Source organism: Paracoccus sp. SCSIO 75233 (assembly GCF_027912675.1).
Classification (GTDB): domain Bacteria; phylum Pseudomonadota; class Alphaproteobacteria; order Rhodobacterales; family Rhodobacteraceae; genus Paracoccus.
On the sequence record NZ_CP115757.1, the window covers coordinates 2,217,903 to 2,235,491 of the forward strand.

General features: G+C 63.8%; 20 protein-coding genes. 9 read left to right on the plus strand and 11 right to left on the minus strand.

The annotated features are described in order from the left end of the window. Positions 1-2 precede the first annotated feature (2 nt). The 8 genes from PAF12_RS10740 to PAF12_RS10775 form a co-directional block, all read right to left on the minus strand. A complete protein-coding gene (locus PAF12_RS10740) occupies positions 3-461 on the minus strand; it encodes a low molecular weight phosphatase family protein (RefSeq protein ID WP_271106925.1) in 459 nt (152 codons plus the stop codon). A gap of 3 nt (positions 462-464) precedes the next feature. Beyond that, entirely contained in the window at positions 465-944 is a 480-nt protein-coding gene (locus PAF12_RS10745) for a UPF0262 family protein (protein WP_271106926.1), read from the minus strand. 220 nt (positions 945-1,164) lie between these two features. Next, positions 1,165-2,481 (minus strand): histidinol dehydrogenase, encoded by a 1,317-nt coding sequence (gene hisD, locus PAF12_RS10750; RefSeq protein WP_271106927.1) that lies wholly within the window; start codon positions 2,479-2,481, stop codon positions 1,165-1,167. Positions 2,482-2,529: 48 nt separating this feature from the next. Further along, complete coding sequence (locus PAF12_RS10755; RefSeq protein ID WP_271106928.1) at positions 2,530-3,063, minus strand: GNAT family N-acetyltransferase; 534 nt, start codon at positions 3,061-3,063, stop codon at positions 2,530-2,532. Continuing rightward, positions 3,060-3,539 carry a DUF2948 family protein gene (locus PAF12_RS10760; protein WP_271106929.1) on the minus strand — a complete coding sequence of 160 codons (480 nt, stop codon included), beginning with the start codon at positions 3,537-3,539 and terminating at the stop codon, positions 3,060-3,062. The genes PAF12_RS10755 and PAF12_RS10760 overlap by 4 nt, the downstream gene beginning before the upstream one ends. Further along, the gene (murA, locus tag PAF12_RS10765) at positions 3,532-4,815 is read right to left on the minus strand and encodes a UDP-N-acetylglucosamine 1-carboxyvinyltransferase (RefSeq protein ID WP_271106930.1); all 1,284 of its coding nucleotides are present in this window, start codon (positions 4,813-4,815) and stop codon (positions 3,532-3,534) included. The genes PAF12_RS10760 and murA overlap by 8 nt, the downstream gene beginning before the upstream one ends. Beyond that, positions 4,815-4,982 carry a hypothetical protein gene (locus tag PAF12_RS10770; protein ID WP_271106931.1) on the minus strand — a complete coding sequence of 56 codons (168 nt, stop codon included), beginning with the start codon at positions 4,980-4,982 and terminating at the stop codon, positions 4,815-4,817. The genes murA and PAF12_RS10770 overlap by 1 nt, the downstream gene beginning before the upstream one ends. A gap of 32 nt (positions 4,983-5,014) precedes the next feature. Further along, a complete protein-coding gene (locus PAF12_RS10775) occupies positions 5,015-5,755 on the minus strand; it encodes an RNA methyltransferase (RefSeq protein WP_271106932.1) in 741 nt (246 codons plus the stop codon). 86 nt (positions 5,756-5,841) lie between these two features. Between PAF12_RS10775 and PAF12_RS10780 the strand changes: the two genes are divergently transcribed. Further along, entirely contained in the window at positions 5,842-6,462 is a 621-nt protein-coding gene (locus PAF12_RS10780; RefSeq protein ID WP_271106933.1) for a thiamine phosphate synthase, read from the plus strand. Positions 6,463-6,818: 356 nt separating this feature from the next. Here the strand turns inward: PAF12_RS10780 and PAF12_RS10785 are convergent, their stop codons facing one another. After that, positions 6,819-8,225 (minus strand): class II 3-deoxy-7-phosphoheptulonate synthase, encoded by a 1,407-nt coding sequence (locus PAF12_RS10785; RefSeq protein ID WP_271106934.1) that lies wholly within the window; start codon positions 8,223-8,225, stop codon positions 6,819-6,821. A gap of 191 nt (positions 8,226-8,416) precedes the next feature. Between PAF12_RS10785 and PAF12_RS10790 the strand changes: the two genes are divergently transcribed. The 7 genes from PAF12_RS10790 (at position 8,417) to PAF12_RS10820 (ending at position 14,502) form a co-directional block, all read left to right on the plus strand. Continuing rightward, the gene (locus tag PAF12_RS10790; protein WP_271106935.1) at positions 8,417-9,598 is read left to right on the plus strand and encodes an ABC transporter substrate-binding protein; all 1,182 of its coding nucleotides are present in this window, start codon (positions 8,417-8,419) and stop codon (positions 9,596-9,598) included. A gap of 130 nt (positions 9,599-9,728) precedes the next feature. Continuing rightward, the gene (locus PAF12_RS10795) at positions 9,729-10,511 is read left to right on the plus strand and encodes an ABC transporter ATP-binding protein (RefSeq protein WP_271109690.1); all 783 of its coding nucleotides are present in this window, start codon (positions 9,729-9,731) and stop codon (positions 10,509-10,511) included. Then, entirely contained in the window at positions 10,508-11,338 is an 831-nt protein-coding gene (locus PAF12_RS10800; RefSeq protein WP_271106936.1) for an ABC transporter ATP-binding protein, read from the plus strand. Before PAF12_RS10795 ends, PAF12_RS10800 begins: the two co-directional genes overlap by 4 nt. 4 nt (positions 11,339-11,342) lie before the next feature. Beyond that, complete coding sequence (locus tag PAF12_RS10805; RefSeq protein WP_271106937.1) at positions 11,343-11,810, plus strand: hypothetical protein; 468 nt, start codon at positions 11,343-11,345, stop codon at positions 11,808-11,810. Next, positions 11,807-12,145 carry a hypothetical protein gene (locus tag PAF12_RS10810; protein WP_271106938.1) on the plus strand — a complete coding sequence of 113 codons (339 nt, stop codon included), beginning with the start codon at positions 11,807-11,809 and terminating at the stop codon, positions 12,143-12,145. The genes PAF12_RS10805 and PAF12_RS10810 overlap by 4 nt, the downstream gene beginning before the upstream one ends. Next, a complete protein-coding gene (locus tag PAF12_RS10815; RefSeq protein ID WP_271106939.1) occupies positions 12,145-13,149 on the plus strand; it encodes a branched-chain amino acid ABC transporter permease in 1,005 nt (334 codons plus the stop codon). The genes PAF12_RS10810 and PAF12_RS10815 overlap by 1 nt, the downstream gene beginning before the upstream one ends. 12 nt (positions 13,150-13,161) lie before the next feature. Then, a complete protein-coding gene (locus tag PAF12_RS10820; RefSeq protein ID WP_271106940.1) occupies positions 13,162-14,502 on the plus strand; it encodes a branched-chain amino acid ABC transporter permease in 1,341 nt (446 codons plus the stop codon). A gap of 206 nt (positions 14,503-14,708) precedes the next feature. Here the strand turns inward: PAF12_RS10820 and PAF12_RS10825 are convergent, their stop codons facing one another. Together PAF12_RS10825 and PAF12_RS10830 are read right to left on the minus strand one after the other, a co-directional pair. Further along, the gene (locus PAF12_RS10825) at positions 14,709-15,233 is read right to left on the minus strand and encodes a CAP domain-containing protein (RefSeq protein WP_271106941.1); all 525 of its coding nucleotides are present in this window, start codon (positions 15,231-15,233) and stop codon (positions 14,709-14,711) included. A 28-nt stretch (positions 15,234-15,261) separates the two neighbouring features. Beyond that, positions 15,262-15,837 (minus strand): CAP domain-containing protein, encoded by a 576-nt coding sequence (locus PAF12_RS10830; RefSeq protein WP_271106942.1) that lies wholly within the window; start codon positions 15,835-15,837, stop codon positions 15,262-15,264. 179 nt (positions 15,838-16,016) lie between these two features. On the opposite strand from PAF12_RS10830, the gene guaA reads away from it, so the two are divergent. Further along, complete coding sequence (guaA, locus tag PAF12_RS10835) at positions 16,017-17,570, plus strand: glutamine-hydrolyzing GMP synthase (RefSeq protein ID WP_271106943.1); 1,554 nt, start codon at positions 16,017-16,019, stop codon at positions 17,568-17,570. Positions 17,571-17,589 lie beyond the last annotated feature (19 nt).

A 17,589-nucleotide genomic window follows, 5' to 3' on the forward strand; every position in this document is an offset into this window, starting at 1 on the left:
CGCTATGGGACGGTCGGGTCGCCGAAACGCTCGATAATCCGGGCGCGGATCTGGTCGCGGGTTTCGCGGTATTTCTGCAAGACCGCCTCGCGCCCCTCGGCCAGCCCGGTCGGGTCAAGCACGGGCCAGTATTCAATATCCAGATGCGCGTGGCGGGTCAGTTCAATCGCCTGCCGTTGCGAGGCGGGCGAGAGCGCGATGACCAGATCGAAACTGCTCAGATCGTCGCCCCAGCTCTGCATCTCCTCGAAGCTGCGGGATCGGTGCCGGGACAACTCCACCCCCAGTTCCTGGCAGACCGCGACGGCGAAGCCATCAATCTCCAGATCGTTCTTGACCCCGGCCGATTGAATATAGGCGGCACGGCCATAGAATTTCTTCATCATCCCTTCGGCCATTGGCGAACGGACGGCATTGTGATCACAGCAGAACAGCACCGAGTGAGGTATCTGTCCGGGCATGGATCACCCCTCGGGAATAAGCGCGCAGATCAGCGTGAACAGACGGCGGGACGTGTCGCTGTCGATCTCCGCCTTGCCCTCCAGCCGTTCCTGAAGGGTCCGCGCACCTTCATTGTGGATACCGCGCCGCGCCATATCGATCGCCTCGATCTTCGCGGGCGGCAGGTTTTTCACCGCGTCATAATAGCTGGCGCAGATCTGGAAATAATCCTTCACCACCTGACGGAACGGGCCGAGGGAGAGGTGAAATTCACCGACCTTGTCGCCATTCTTCGTCGAGATATCGAATACCAGCCGCCCCTCGCGGATCGCCAGCAACAGGCCGTAAGGTCCGGGCGGCACGTCCTGCCGGTCGCGGTCGGGCAGCGCGAAACTGTTCTCCTCCAGCAGATCGTAGATCGCGACCTTCCGGTCCTGTTCGACCTGCGAAGATGCGGGCGGGATCGCACTGTCGTCGATTTCGACGCGGATGAGACGGCTCATGATTTCTTCCCCAAAACAGTGGCAGCCATAAACATAAAGGCTGCCAGCATACTCGCGAAACGCACCGGATGAATTGACCAAATATCTGCCGGCAACAAACCGGCGAACAAGAACAAGGTCATGGCGCACGGGAATGCTGCGTTCAGCAGACTGCCCTTCGCAGGACCCGGAAGCAAGGTCTCACAGCGCGTCACTGACAAAGCTGCGGGAACCCGGCCTGTCATTCGTCTTGCCCGCCTTCGTTCAGGATTGCAAGCCGCGCCGACACCGACTGCCCATGCGCGCCAAGCCCTTCCGATTGCGCCAGCCGGACCGCTGCCGGACCGATGGCAGCAAGCGCACCCGGGGTCAGCCGGGCCAGCGTCGTGCGCTTGATGAAATCCATCACCGACAGTCCGGACGAAAACCGCGCCGAGCGCGCCGTCGGTAGGACATGGTTCGGTCCGCTGACATAATCCCCCACGGCCTCCGGCGTATGCGCGCCAAGGAAGATCGCACCGGCATGGCGGGTCTGTTCCGCCAGCCGCTCCGGTTCCGCCACGCAAAGCTCAAGATGTTCCGGCGCGACGCGATCCGACAGCGCCGCCGCTTCCGCCAGATCGCGGGTTACGATGATGGTGCCGTAATCGCGCCAGCTTGCACCGGCAATTTTGGACCGCTCCAGCGTCGGGATCAGCCGCTCGACCGCATCTGCGACCGCGTCGGCCATCGCGGCATCCGGGGTGATCAGGATCGACTGGGCGTCCGCATCATGTTCCGCCTGCGCCATCAGATCGAGCGCCAGCCAGTCCGGGTTCTGATCCGCATCCGCGATCACCAGCACCTCCGACGGCCCGGCGATCATGTCGATCCCCACCTTGCCGAAGACCTGCCGCTTGGCGGCGGCGACATAGGCATTGCCCGGCCCGGTGATCTTGTCCACAGGCGCAATGCTTGCCGTCCCGTAGGCCATCGCGGCAATCGCCTGCGCGCCGCCGACACGGTAGATCTCATCCACCCCGGCAATCTGGCAGGCGAGCAGCACCAGCGGGTTCACCACCCCGTCAGGTGTCGGCACACAGACCACCAGCCGCTCAACCCCGGCAACCCGCGCCGGAACCGCATTCATCAGCACAGAAGAAGGATAACTCGCCAGCCCGCCCGGCACATAGAGACCGGCGGCAGAGACCGGCGTCCATCTCCAGCCAAGTGTCGCACCGGCGTCGTCCGTCCAGCTTTCATCGGCAGGAAGCTGGCGCGCGTGATAGGCCCGGATCCGCGCCGCCGCCAGTTCAAGCGCCGCGCGTTCGTCGTCAGGCACCTTCGCCACCTGCTCCGCGATCTCCGCGTCCGAGACCCGCAGCGTTTCTGCCGTCAGTTCCAGCCGGTCAAACCGCGCGGTATAGTCGATCAGCGCCGCATCGCCGCGCGCGCGGACGTCAGCGATAATCGCCGACACCACATCGCCCACATCCGCCGAATCCTCGCGCTTGGCAGAGAGCATCGCGGTGAAGCGTTCCTCGAAATCGGGAGAGGTCGTCGTCAGTCTGATCGGCATCGGGCACTCCTGTTGCGCGAGGAGTCTTAACGGTCCGGCCCGCAACGCTCAAGCGCGCAAAGACCTGAGCCTGACCCGCAATGGCTGGCGCAGCATCCGGCGCATCTCGATTTCCCAAGTCCCCCGATGGTTCAGCATCGGCGGCCCGCCAGTGGCGATGAAACCCGCCCGCGCATAAAGCGCCTGCGCCCGAAGGTTATCCCGCGCGACATGCAGGCCCAGCCTGGACATACCGGCATTCGCCGCGTTCCGGGCCAGCCGGGCAAAAATCGCATCGCCCAAGCCCTGCCCACGCGCGTCAGGGGCGACATAGACCGACATGACCCAGCCCAGATCCGGCTCTGCGGGGGAAATATCCCGCTCCCAACTCGCGACGGCCCTGGGCGTACCGGGCGCAGGCCCTGCCGCCCACATCTCGCACCCCGCCAGCCGGGCGGCGAAATCCTCCAGCGGGCGATCTTCCCATTCGTCGAAGCTGGACCCGAAGGCCTCCGGTGCCGTGCGCAGCGCCTCCAGCCGGATGTCGCGCCATTCCTCTGCGCGATCCGGCGTCAGCTGCCAGAGCTGGAATGGCGGGGTCACATATCCTCGTGACGCGGCATATGCCGTGACGGCGCGATATAGGGCCGGGTGACGTCGCGCAGATCGATGGAGACGCATTCCGCATCCACAGCAATCGTCCCGTCACCGGCAAATTCCAGCAGCAGCCGGCCTGTGCCGTCCTCGCCCGGCTCCCAGATCATCGCCAGCAGCGAGAAGACGGCATCCGCATCATTGCGGTCGATGCCATCACTGCGAATGGCGGTAATGTCCGAGACGACCAGAACCGAGCGCACCCGCTCAAACTCCCGCCCCTCACGCTGTGCGTCATCCGCATCTTCCCAGCGGAAACGGTTGATCAGCATGGCCAACTGACGGCGCTTGCGGTCGAAGGTGATATCCGCCCCGGTCAGCACCGCATCCTGCACCAGCATCGACAGGACAGAGATATCCTCCGCCCCCTCGGCACGCAGCATCAGCGGGCCGGGATCGGCGTCGTGAAAACTCGCATCATTCATCGGGATTGGTTTCCTTGATCCGTTCCAGATTTGCCCCGACCCCCCGCAGCTTGCGCACCACGCGCTCATATCCACGGTCGAGGTGATAGACGCGGCTCACCACGGTCTCCCCTTCCGCGGCAAGCCCGGCGAGGATCAGGCTGATCGAGGCGCGAAGATCGGTCGCCATCACCGGCGCACCGCGCAGTTTCTCAACGCCGGTCACGGTCGCATGTCCGCCCTGAACGTCGATCCGCGCACCCATGCGGGTCAGTTCCGGCGCATGCATGAAGCGGTTCTCGAAGATACGCTCCTCAAGAACCGAGGTTCCCTGTGCGGTACACATCAACGCCATCATCTGCGCCTGCAAATCGGTCGGGAAGCCGGGGAACGGCTCCGTCACCACGTCAACGGCACGCACCCGCCCGTTCTTCCGCGAGACCTTCACGCCCCGTTCGGTTTCCGTCACCTCGATACCGGCTTCTTCCAGCTTGTCGGCAAAGGCCTGAATGAGCTCCAGCCGGCCGCCCAGACATTCAACCTCGCCCCCGCAGATCGCGGGTGCCAGCATATAGGTGCCCAATTCGATCCGGTCCGCAACGACGGGATGCGTGGCTCCGGACAGCTTGTCGACGCCCTGAATGGTGATCGTGCCGGTCGCCTCGCCTTCGATCTCGGCACCCATGCGGCGAAGGCATTCGGCCAGATCGACGATCTCCGGCTCGCGGGCGGCGTGTTTCAGCACCGTCGTTCCCTTCGCCAGCGTTGCCGCCATGAGCGCGTTTTCCGTCGCCCCGACGGAGACGACCGGAAATTCGATCTCCGCACCTTTCAGCCGCCCGCTCGGCGCTTTGGCATGGACGTAGCCATCGCGCAGGTCCAGCTCCGCCCCCATAGCCTCAAGCGCCTTCAGATGCAGGTCAACTGGACGTGCGCCAATAGCGCAGCCGCCGGGCAGCGAAACGACAGCCTCGCCGTCGCGGGCCAGCATCGGGCCGAGAACCAGGATCGAGGCCCGCATCTTCCGCACGATTTCATAATCCGCACGGTGGCTGGTCAGATTGTGGCTGGACATGGCCAGCACCTCGCCCTCCTGCATGGAGACGACTTCCGCGCCCAGTGATTGCAGCAGCGCCGTCATGGTCCGGATGTCCGACAGTCGCGGCGCATTGGTCAGCATCAGCGGCTGATCCGTCAGCAGCGTCGCCGGCATCAGCGTCAGGCAGGCATTCTTGGCCCCGGCAATCGGTATCTCGCCGTGAAGCTCTCCCCCGCCCTGAACGATGATCTGATCCATTATTCCTCGCTTTCCGGGGCGTCGTTTTCTGCCTGTCCGCCCTTGTCGCTGTCTGCCCGTGCGCGCGCCTGTGCCTTGCGCCGCGCCAGATTGGCACGCAGCGCCTTTCCCAGCCGATCCTCGCGGCTGTCCGGTCGGCTCTTCTCTGGCTTGCGCGTCGTGTTCATTGCGTCGTGTTAAACCTTCGGCAAGCAGAGGTCTAGCGCCGGGTGAGCTGGCGCAGCAAACCGTGAAGAACCTGCACATCGGCACGGGTCAGCGGCATGCGCGACCACATATTCCGCAAATTGAGTTTCATCGACGGCGCTTTTTCATCCGGGAAGAAATATCCCGCATCGCCCAGCTTTTCCTCGTAATGATCGGCGAGTTTCTGGATCTCCACCCGGTCAGCCGCAACTTCGCCTGCTGGTCGCCGATGCGTCGGCATCGGCTGATCCGGCAGCGCGCCCCGCGACAACTCGTAACCCGTCAGCAGAACCGCCTGCCCGAGATTGAGCGACGGGAAATCCGGGTTCACCGGCACCGTCAGAATGGCATTTGCCCGCGCAATGTCGTCATTCTCCAGCCCGGCCCGCTCCGGTCCGAAGATGAACGCACAGCGCCCGCCCTGCGAAATCTCGTCACGGTTTCGCGCGGCAGCGGTTTCCGGCGTGAAGACCGGCTTGGTCAGTTCCCGCCCCCGTGCCGTGGTCGCGAACGCATAGGTGATCCCCTCCATCGCCGCATCCAGCGTCGGAAACACGCGCGCCCGGTCGAGCACTCGCCCTGCCGCACCCGAGGCCATCGCGACCGCTTTCGGATTTGGCCAGCCATCGCGGGGCGCGACCAGCCGCATCTCGGTCAGGCCGAAATTCAGCATGGCGCGCGCGGCGGCACCGATATTCTCACCCATCTGGGGGCGGGTCAGGATGATAACGGGCTGGGTTGCGGTCTCGGTCATGCGGTCTGTTAGCGCCCCGCCCTGAAGCCCGCAAGCTCTGGCGTGTGCCGGACGCCGCTGCTAAGGCAAGGGAAAAAGGACCTGCCATGACCGAACTGCCCGACGCCCCCACGGCACCTCAGCTTTACCTTATCACCCCGGTCGGGGCCGAGCCGGGGGCGTTCGCCCCGATGCTGTCCGAATTGCTCGAACGGTTCGAGGTGTCTTGCATCCGCATTCCCGGCGCAGGCGACGAGACCCAGCTTGGCCGGATCGCAGACGCGGTGCGCGACGTGGCGCATGGCAAGGATGTCGCGGTTGTCATCGAAGATCATATCCAGCTGGCGCAACGGCACGGGCTGGACGGCGTCCACCTGACCGGCGGCGCGAAGCAGGTCCGCTACGCCCGCAAGGAACTCGGACCCGACGCCATCGTCGGCGCGTTCTGCGGCAACTCACGCCATGACGGCATGAATGCCGGCGAGGCGGGCGCGGATTATGTCAGCTTCGGCCCGGCAGGTGAAACCGGGCTGGGCGATGGCGAAACGGCCCCGGCTGATCTGTTCGCCTGGTGGTCGGAAATGATCGAGGTGCCCGTGGTCGCGGAAGGGGGCCTAGATGCGACGCTGATCGGCAGGCTCAGCCCGGTCACGGATTTTTTCGCCTTGGGCGCGGAGATTTGGGGCGAGGACGATCCGGTCTCGGCGTTATCGATGTTGTGGCGGTAGGTGGTTTTATGGTGCGCTGAAGCGCACCCTACGCCTCCGTATTCAATTCCGTAGGGTGCGCTTTAGCGCACCGTGTCGCGCCCCAAACAATCCACGCCGCCGTTCCAATCCCATAGGGTGCGCTTCAGCGCACCGTGTCGCACCCCAAACAATCCACGCCGCCGTTCCAATCCCGTAGGGTGCGCTTCAGCGCACCGTGCCCCACCCCAAACAATCCACGCCGCCGTTCCAACCCCGTAGGGTGCGCTTCAGCGCACCACACCCAACCCCAACCAACACCCGCCGCCGATCCATACCCCGACCCGAACGAAAAAGGCCCCTCACAAGGGCCCCTTCCTTCGACATGTCCCGACGGCTCACCCCGCCTTGCTTTGCGCCACCTGCTCCTCCGCGCGACGGTTGCCGAGTTCCTCCGCGACGAGGAACGCCAGCTCAAGCGACTGGCTGGCATTCAGCCGCGGATCGCAGGCCGTGTGGTAGCGGTCCGACAGATCCTCATCGGTCACAGCGCGTACACCGCCCGTACACTCGGTGACATCCTTGCCGGTCATCTCGAAATGGACGCCGCCGGGGATCGTGCCTTCAGCCTTATGGATGGCGAAGAACTCACGCACCTCGCGCAGGATCGAATCGAACTGGCGGGTTTTGTAGCCGGTTGAGGATTTGATGACGTTGCCGTGCATCGGGTCACAGGACCAGACGACATTCGCACCTTCTGCCTGAACCGCCTTGATCAGGCGCGGCAGATTGTCGCCGACCTTGCCCGCACCGAAGCGCGCGATCAGGGTCAGCCGGCCCGCTTCATTCTGCGGGTTCAGCTTCTCCATCAGCACTTTCAGATCGTCCTCGGTCGTGGTCGGGCCGCATTTCAGACCGATCGGGTTCTGCACCCCTCGGCAGAATTCGACATGCGCACCATCGGGCTGCCGCGTACGGTCGCCGATCCAGATCATATGGCCGGAACCTGCAATCGGCAGACCCGTCGTGGTGTCGACCCGTGCCAGCGCCTCTTCATATTCGAGAAGCAGCGCCTCATGGCTGGTGTAGAAATCGACCTCGCCCAGTGACGGCGCATTCTTCGCGGTGATTCCTGCCGCCCGCATGAACGCCATCGCATCGCTGATTCGCCCGGCGATATCGCGGTAACGCTCCGCTTCCGGGCCGCCAACGAAATCGGCGATCCAGCTTTGCACGCGATGCATATCCGCGAAGCCACCAGTGCTGAACGCCCGCAGCAGGTTCAGCGATGCGGCCGCCTGCGTGTACGCCGCCAGCATCCGCTGCGGATCGGGGATCCGTGCCTCGGCGGTGAAGTCGAACCCGTTGATGATGTCGCCGCGATAGGAGGGCAGTTCCACGCCATCCACCGTCTCCGTCGCAGAGCTGCGCGGCTTGGCGAACTGACCGGCCATGCGACCGACCTTGACCACCGGAAGCTGCGCGCCCCAGGTCAGCACCACGGCCATTTGCAGCATGACCTTGAACGTGTCGCGGATATTATCGGCGGAGAACTCGCCAAAGCTTTCCGCGCAATCGCCGCCTTGCAGAAGGAAGGCGCGTCCCGCAGCAACCTCGGCCAGATCCGCGCGCAGACGACGCGCCTCACCGGCGAAGACCAGTGGCGGGTATTTCGCAAGCTGCGCCTCGGCGGCATTCAGCGCCGCCTTATCGGGATAATCCGGCATCTGAACGCGCGGATAGCCGCGCCAGCCGGCCTTGTCCCAAGCGGGGGCGGCGGAAGTCGTGCGGTGTTCCTGCGTCATGGCGAGGCCCTTCTGATAAAATACAATGCGAGGTCGCTATATAATGCGCACCGGAACAAAGGGAAACCCCAGCGCTAACAGGGGTGGCCCGAAATAGATTCAATTGAACACGAGTTCATAATGATCTTTACTTTCGACACCTTGCACCGATAGGCTTTCGTTCATCAACAAGACCAACAGGGGTAATCAGAATGAAACATCTGCTTCTTGCCACCGCCACCACCGCGCTGATCGCCGGGGCCGCCGGGGCCGAGGAAGTGAAGCTCGGTCTGCATCTGGGCTTTACCGGCCCGCTGGAATCCATGGCTCCCGATATTGCCGCCGGTGCAGAGGCCGCGGCCAAGGAAGTCAGCGAATCCGGCCTTCTGCTCGACGGCTCCACGGTGACGACCTCGCGGTCGGACACCACCTGCATCGACGCAGCCGCCGGTACCGCCGCGGCTGAACGTCAGGTTGCAGAAGGCGTGCGTGCGATGGTCGGCGGCCAGTGCTCGGGCGAAACCATCGCCGCGCTGGAAAACGTGGCGATTCCGAATGGCGTCATGATGATCTCGCCCTCGGCCACCTCGCCGGCACTGACCACCATCGAGGATCAGGGTCTGTTCTTCCGCACCGCCCCGTCCGACGCGCGGCAGGGTGAGGTGATCGCACAGCTGCTGAAGGACAAGGGCATCGAATCGATTGCCATCACCTACACCAACAACGACTACGGCAAGGGTCTGGCCGACAGCATTCAGGCCGCGTTCGAGGGTATGGAAGGCAATGTCACCACCTCCGCCGCGCATGACGACGGCAAGGGCGACTACTCCGCCGAAGTCGCGGCACTGGCCGCTGCCGGTGGCGAGGCGCTGGTCGTGGCCGGTTACGTCGATCAGGGTGGCTCGGGCGTGACCCGTGGCGCACTCGACACCGGCGCGTTCGATATGTTCGTCTTCCCCGACGGCATGGTCGGTCAGGAACTGGTTGACCGCTTCGGTTCGGAAATCAACGGCTCCATCGGTATCAACCCTGCCGCCGAAGGCGACGGTCGCGACCGCTTCATGGAACTGTCGGAAGCCGGCGGTTTCGACGGCAGCGGTGCCTATTCGGGCGAGGCTTATGACGCCGCAGCCCTGATCCTGCTGTCGATGCAGGCTGCTGGCTCCTCCGATCCGGCTGCCGCCAAGGACAAGGTGATGGAAGTCGCCAACGCACCGGGCGAACAGATCCTGCCGGGTGAGCTGGCCAAGGGCCTCGAACTGCTCGCCGCTGGCACCGATATCGACTATGTCGGCGCAACTGCCGTCGAGCTGGTCGAACCGGGCGAAAGCGCGGGCTCCTACCGCGAAACCACCATCACCGATGGTGCGCTTGAGGTTGTGGGCTTCCACTGATCGGTTGGATGTGACATCAAACGGCCCGGCGCAAAATCTGCGCCGGGCTTTTTGTAACAAAAACGTAAAAACTGGTTTATGATAGGCGAGCTTGCCGCATGAACATCATCCGTGCGCAACGGGAGGTATGATGATTCAGGTCGAGAACCTGCACAAGAAGTTTGGCGGTTTTTCCGCCGTGGACGGCGCCAGCCTGACAATCGAAACCGGCTCTATCACCGGGCTGATCGGCCCGAACGGGGCCGGGAAATCAACGCTCTTCAACGTCATCGCCGGGGTCTACGCACCGACAGAGGGTCGCGTCATCATGGATGGCGAGGACATCACCGGCCTGCCCCCGCATGAGTTGTTCCACAAGGGGCTGCTGCGGACCTTCCAGCTTGCCCATGAATTCAGCACCATGACCGTGCGGGAGAACCTGATGATGGTCCCCGCGGGACAGGCGGGCGAACGGATCGTCAACACCTGGTTCGCGCGCAGCCGCATCCGCAATGAGGAAGCGGCGCTCCGCAAGAAAGCCGATGAGGTGCTGGAATTCCTGACCATCGACCACCTTGCCGACGAAAAGGCGGGCAACCTGTCGGGCGGGCAGAAGAAGCTGCTCGAACTGGGCCGGACGATGATGGTGGACGCCAAGATCGTCTTCCTGGACGAGGTCGGGGCGGGTGTGAACCGCACGCTTCTGATGACCATCGCCGACGCCATCACCCGGCTCAACAAGGAACGCGGCTATACGTTCTGCGTGATCGAGCATGACATGGATTTCATCGGCAAGCTCTGCGATCCGGTGATCGTCATGGCCGAGGGCAAGGTTCTGGCCGAAGGCTCCGCCGACAGCATCATGCAGAACGAAGCCGTGATCGAAGCCTATCTTGGCCGGGGTCTGAAGAACAAGGAGATGATCGGCGCATGAGCGACAGCGATCCCTTCAGCGGGCGCGGCAACCGCGACGCATCAATCGTGAACACCAAGGGCCGGGGCGAGATCGACGGCACGCGCCGCTCAGGCCCGGTCGGTCCAGGCCACGCGGGCGACCCGTTCCTGATCGGTGAGAATATGACTGGCGGTTATGGCAGCGGGCCGGATATTCTGCATGACTGCACCATCTCCGTCGAGCAGGGAGAAATCGCCGTGATCGTCGGCCCGAACGGGGCCGGGAAATCCACGGCGATGAAAGCCATCTTCGGGATGCTGAACCTGCGCGAAGGCTCGGTCCGACTGAACGGGCGCGACATCACGGCGCTGAACCCGCAAGACCGGGTCAAGGCCGGGATGGGCTTTGTGCCGCAGGTGAACAATATCTTCCCGTCGATGACGGTCGAGGAAAACCTCGAAATGGGCGCCTTCATCCGCGACGACGATTTCCGTCAGACGATGGAACAGGTCTATGAGTTGTTCCCCGCCGTCGCCGACAAGCGCAAGCAGGCCGCCGGGGAGCTTTCGGGCGGGCAGCGCCAGCAGGTCGCCGTCAGCCGCGCGCTGATGACGCAACCCAGCCTGCTGATGCTGGACGAACCGACGGCAGGCGTCTCTCCCATCGTGATGGACGAATTGTTCGACCGCATCATCGCCATTGCCCGTGGCGGGCTGCCGGTGCTGATGGTCGAACAGAACGCCAAGCAGGCGATGAACATCGCCGACAAGGCTTACGTTCTGGTGCAAGGCGCAAACGCCCATACTGGCACCGGCAAGGAGCTGATGGAAAATGACGAGGTGCGCCGCACCTTCCTGGGGGGCTGAGACCATGAGAACCAGCATCATCGCGGCCAGCCTGCTGGCCATCGCCCTGCCCGCCTTCGCGCAGGACGCAACCGAAGAGCTGCCGCCCGGCGGCGAAGCCCCGGTTGACGGGATCGCCCCGATCTCCGACGCGGCACCGGACGCGAACGGCGTCCCGGATGCATCATCGGTGCAACTGACCTGCACATTCGCAACCGAATGCATCGACGATGAATGTGCGGACTCGGGCTATACCGGCACGCTGACGGTTATCAGCGACGGCGCAGGCATGGCGGAGGCGGAGTGGTCCGACCCGACGGAAACCGTGGCAATGGCCGCGGTCAACAATGGCAGCACCACCCTTGCCTCGGCCACGGAAACGTCGCCCGCCAAGCAACGCCTTCTGACCCTGCTCGAAACCGGCGAGGCGCGGTTCACCACCCATCTGACCGACCCGATCATGTCGATCACCTATGCGGGGCAATGCGAATGAACCCACGTTGCATTGCCGCCCCCACAATCGCCGCCATCTGCGCTGTCCCGCCCGTCGCGGTCGCGGACGACCTGTCCTGCCGCTCCGACGAGGGCGGGCCGCAGATCATCGTTAAAGATTACGACGGCACCAACGCCGCGCTGAGCACCGGCGGGCAACGCGTGCCGCTCGAATTGCTGAACGGCGGGACCGACCCGATCTGGCAGGGCCAGACCGAAACCGGAGACTTGTTTACCCTTATGCTGAACACCCAGACCGGAAGATATGGTTTCAACATCATGAACGGCAGCGGCATCGCCTCAATGGACGCCGGCACCTGCGGGAGGGTCCGCTGATGGAACTCCTCAACGCGATTGTCGTGTTTCTGAACTTCGTTTTCATCCCCGCCGCGGCCTATGGCGCGCAGCTTGCGCTCGGCGCGCTCGGGGTGACGCTGATCTATGGCATCCTGCGCTTCTCCAACTTCGCGCATGGTGACACGATGGCATTCGGCACCGCCGTGACCATCCTTGTGACATGGGCGTTCCAGTCCATCGGCCTCAGCCTCGGCCCGATCCCGGTCGCCCTTCTGGCCCTGCCCTTCGGCATCGCCGGATGCGCCATCGCCATGCTGCTGACCGACCGGGTGGTCTATCGCTTCTACCGCCGCAAGAAATCCGACCCGATCATCCTCGTCATGGCCTCTGTCGGGGTCATGTTCATCATGAACGGCATCACCCGCCTGCTGATCGGCGTCGATGAAATCCGCTTCGCGGACGGCGCGCGCTTCGTCATCGACGTGCGCAGCTTCCGCGAAATGACCGGGCTGTCAGAGGGCCTCGCCCTGCGCACCACCCAGGTCATCACGCTGATCGTCGCCGTGCTGGTCGTCTGGGCGCTGTTCTGGTTCCTGAACAAGACCCGGTCGGGCAAGGCCATGCGCGCCTATTCGGATAACGAGGATCTGGCGCTGCTGTCCGGCATCGACCCGGAGCGGGTCGTGCGCATGACATGGCTGATCGCCGCGGCACTCGCCACCATTGCAGGCACCATGTACGGGCTGGACAAGGCGTTCAAGCCGTTCAACTACTTCCAGCTTTTGCTGCCGATCTTCGCCTCCGCCATCGTGGGCGGGCTGGGCAGCCCGATTGGCGCCATCGCCGGCGGCTTCATCGTCGCCTTCTCAGAGGTCGCAGTGACCTATCCGTGGAAACGCGTGGTCGAGTATCTGGGCTTCGACACCGGCGATGCCATGCTGCAACTGCTGTCGACCGAATATAAATTCGCCGTCAGCTTCATCATTCTGATCGTCGTCCTGCTGTTCCGGCCAACCGGCCTGTTCCGCGGCAAATCGGTGTAAGGGGGACCTATCATGGCAACGACACGTCAAGCCGAAGCCACCAGCCCCTGGCGCGCACCGGCGATCTTCGCAATCCTCGTGGTGCTGTTCGTGCTGGAGGGGACAACCAGCAACGCGCTGTTTACCGGCTCATGGAACACCTCGCTCTCCATGCTGAATATGGGGCTGATTTCTGCCGTCATGGCGCTCGGGCTGAATATGCAATGGGGCTATGCGGGGCTGTTCAACTCCGGCGTCGTCGGCTTCATCGCCATCGGTGGCCTCGCCCCGGTGCTGATCTCCGTCGCGCCGGTCGAAGGGGCATGGGCAGCGGGCGGCCTGCGGGTGATGTTCGCCCTCGTCGTGGGTTTCGGAACCCTCGTGCTGACCGCAATCACCTGGCAACGTGCGCCGAAAGCCATCCGCGCACCGGCCATCATCGCGCTGCTGATCGTGGGCTTCTTCGCCTATCGCTTCCTGTTCGACCCGGCGGTCGACGCGATCGAGGCCAATCAGGCGGCGCAGTTCGGCAATCTCGGCGGCCTCGGCCTGCCGGTGCTGTTGTCCTGGCCGGTCGGCGGCCTGTTCGCCGCCGCCGCCGCATGGGGCGTGGGCAAGGTCGCGCTCGGGCTGCGCTCCGACTATCTCGCCATCGCCACGCTTGGTATTGGGGAGATCATCGTCGCCGTCCTGAAGAACGAGGAGTGGCTGGCGCGCGGCGTCAAGAACGTCACCGGCATCCCGCGTCCCGTCCCGTATGAGATCAACCTTCAGCAGGACCCCGATTTCGTTCAGCGCGCCGCAGACTGGGGCATGTCCTCGGCGGAGCTGTCGGGGATCTGGGTGAAGCTGCACTACTCCGCGCTCTTCGCCGCCGTGCTGCTCCTGATGATCCTGCTGGCGGAACTTTCGCTGAAATCGCCCTGGGGCCGCATGATGCGCGCCATCCGCGACAATGAAACCGCGGCAGAGGCTATGGGCAAGGATGTCACCGGCCGTCATTTGCAGGTCTTCGTCATCGGCTGCGCCGTGATCGGTGTGGCCGGGGCGATGATGATCACCCATGACGGGCTGATGGCCCCGACCCAGTATAACCCGCTGCGCTACACCTTCCTGATCTGGGTGATGGTGATTGTGGGTGGTTCAGGCAATAACTGGGGCGCCGCCCTTGGCGGGATCCTGATCTGGTTCCTGTGGATCAAGGCGGAAAGCTGGGGGCCGCAACTGATCAGCCTGCTGACCGCACCGCTGCCGCCGGGCGAGGTGAAATCACATCTGCTCGGCAGCGCCCCGCATATGCGCTTCATCGCTATGGGGTTGGTGCTGCTTCTGGTCCTGCGCTTCGCCCCACGCGGGCTGGTGCCGGAGAAGTAGGGCAACACCCGGAACCGGGGCCGGACAACCGGCCCCGTTATTTCCGGCCCAATCTGCCTGTAACGCCGAAAGCAAGGGCCGGGGATGATTGCCATCCCCGGCCCTGCTTCCATCCATCGGGACAGATAAGCTGTTGTGACAGGCTCATTTGCCGATTTCCGCAGGGCATGACGGCCCTGCGGACCAACGGCCCTCAGCCTGCCAGGTCAGCAGTTCCGCGCAAAAACCGAAGACGACCACAGCCGCCCATTGGCATCACGCGCCACCGCCGCACCGCCCTGCTTGTAACGGCGGTTCATCATGTTCTTCCGGTGACCCGGCGATTCAGTCCACAATTGCAGCGCCATCGGAATATTCGGCGTGTTCCCGACATTCTCCGAAATCTGACAATAGCGCCCGCACGCGGCATACACACGCTGTCCCGCTGAACTGCCGCCCGCGCCGGTGTGGCCAAGCGATTGCGTCTTTGCCATGTAACAGGCCTGCACCTGCGCCGCGCGATCCAGCGTGGCAACGCGCTGAACCGGTGCCAGCCCGGCTGCCTGCCGCTTGGCATTGACCCCGGCGAAAACCGCATTCCCCTCTGCCGGCAAAAGCTGACAGCTTTCAGGAATATCCATCGCCCCGGCCGCCCCGCCGCCGCCGCTGAGTGTCCCGACCGGAAGCGTCACAACACAGCCCGCCAGAGCGGTTAAAGCCGCCGTCGCGGCAATCGTCTTCATAATTTTCATTCAAGTATCCTTAGGTTGCGGGCTGCGATCAGCCGCAATTATCTGCCATAACAACCGACCACCAATAACGGCCACCCGACTGGACGACCCCAATACCGGCATCATCGAATTTCTGATGCACGGCAATTTCTTCATCAGGCGGATGCCCCATCCACGCCGCAACCTGCGCATAAGGATCGCGCGCGCGCCCAATCAACTGCGCCGACGAACACGCGGTATATTCGACCGCACGGACCCTGTGCACCACAGACGACCCGTTTGATCCCACCACCGTCGCCCGACCCATCGTCGCCATATCACAGGCATGGGCCTGCGCCGCGAAGCCCAGGTTTTCGACAAACTTCAACGGGGAGCGGCCAAGCCTCACCCGCTCGGCATTTATCTGCTCCTGCATCTGCGCAACCAGATCGGCATCCGGCGCCGCGCAGACGGGACCAATCACCTCAACCGCAGGATCGGGCAGTGTCGGGTCGAACACCTGACCCACGGACAGCGAGGCATTGCTGTCCCCGGCAGAGGCGAACTCGTCCGGTGTGCAGCCGGCGAGCCCCAAGGCAGCGACGCCGATCAGCGCCATGAACAGTCGCGAAGGGGTGCGAATCATAATTTGCTCCCGACAGCTAGAAGTCATTGTTCCCACAGTTGATTTCACAACTGCCCGTTTTGCAATGCGTTTCCCCGGTTCTTTACATAAACTGCAACCTAAAAGTGACAGGGCCAGACGGGGCTGCGGCAGCGCCGCGCCCCTTGCCTCGCCGCGCGCCGCGCCGTAAATGCCCAAGCATGACCCAGCATCAGCGCCTCCTCATCATCGATTTCGGTTCCCAGGTCACTCAGCTTATCGCGCGCCGCCTGCGCGAGCTGGATGTGTATTGCGAGATCCACCCCTATCAGAACGTCACCGATGCCACGCTGGCGGAGATTGCGCCGAAAGCCGTGATCCTCTCGGGCGGGCCGGACAGCGTGACCCGCGAAGGCAGCCCGCGCGCGCCGGATGCGCTGTGGTCGATGGGCGTGCCGGTCTTCGGCATCTGTTATGGCCAGCAGGTAATGATGACCCAGCTTGGCGGTCGGGTCGAGGCGGGCCACCACGCCGAATATGGCCGCGCCTTCGTGACCCCCGCACCAGGCCATAGAAAGGACGGCATCTTCGCCGGCCTCTCCGACCGCGAACAGGTCTGGATGAGCCACGGCGACCGCGTCACCGAACTCGCCCCGGGGTTCGAGGTGATCGGCACCTCGCCCAATGCGCCTTTCGCCATCACCGCCGACGAATCGCGCAGCTTCTTCGCCGTGCAGTTCCACCCGGAGGTCCATCACACCCCGAACGGCAAAACCATGCTGGAGAATTTCATCCGCATGGCAGGCTTCACCGGCGACTGGACCATGGCCGCTTACCGGGATGAGGCGATCCGCAAGATCCGCGAACAGGTCGGCGACAAACGCGTCATTTGCGGGCTGTCGGGCGGCGTCGACAGCTCAGTCGCCGCCGTGCTGATCCACGAGGCGATCGGCGACCAGCTCACCTGCGTCTTCGTCGATCACGGGCTGCTCAGGCAGAACGAGGCCGAGGAAGTCGTGACCATGTTCCGCGACAACTACAACATCCCGCTGATCCACGCCGACGAATCCGATCTGTTCATCGGCGCGCTCGAAGGCGTCTCCGACCCTGAGGTCAAGCGCAAGACCATCGGCAAGCTGTTCATCGACGTCTTCCAGAAATACGCCAACGGGATCGACGGCGCAGAATTCCTCGCCCAGGGCACGCTCTACCCCGATGTCATCGAAAGCGTGTCCTTCTCGGGCGGCCCCTCGGTCACCATCAAGTCGCACCATAATGTCGGCGGCCTGCCGGAGAAGATGGGCCTGAAACTGGTCGAACCCCTCCGCGAGCTGTTCAAGGACGAGGTCCGGGCACTGGGCCGCGAACTCGGCCTCCCCGACAGCTTCATCGGCCGTCACCCCTTCCCCGGCCCCGGCCTCGCCATCCGCTGCCCCGGCGAGATCACCCGTGAGAAACTGGAAATCCTGCGCAAGGCCGACGCCGTCTATATCGACCAGATCCGCAAGCACGGGCTCTATGACGAAATCTGGCAGGCCTTCGTCGCCATCCTGCCGGTCCGCACCGTTGGCGTCATGGGTGACGGGCGCACCTATGATTACGCCTGCGCCCTGCGCGCGGTCACCAGCGTGGACGGCATGACTGCGGATTACTACCCGTTCAGCCACGATTTCCTGGGCGAGACCGCCACCCGCATCATCAACGAGGTGAAGGGCATAAACCGGGTCACCTACGACATCACCTCAAAACCCCCCGGCACAATCGAATGGGAATAGGGCGGCTGGCACGCCGCCC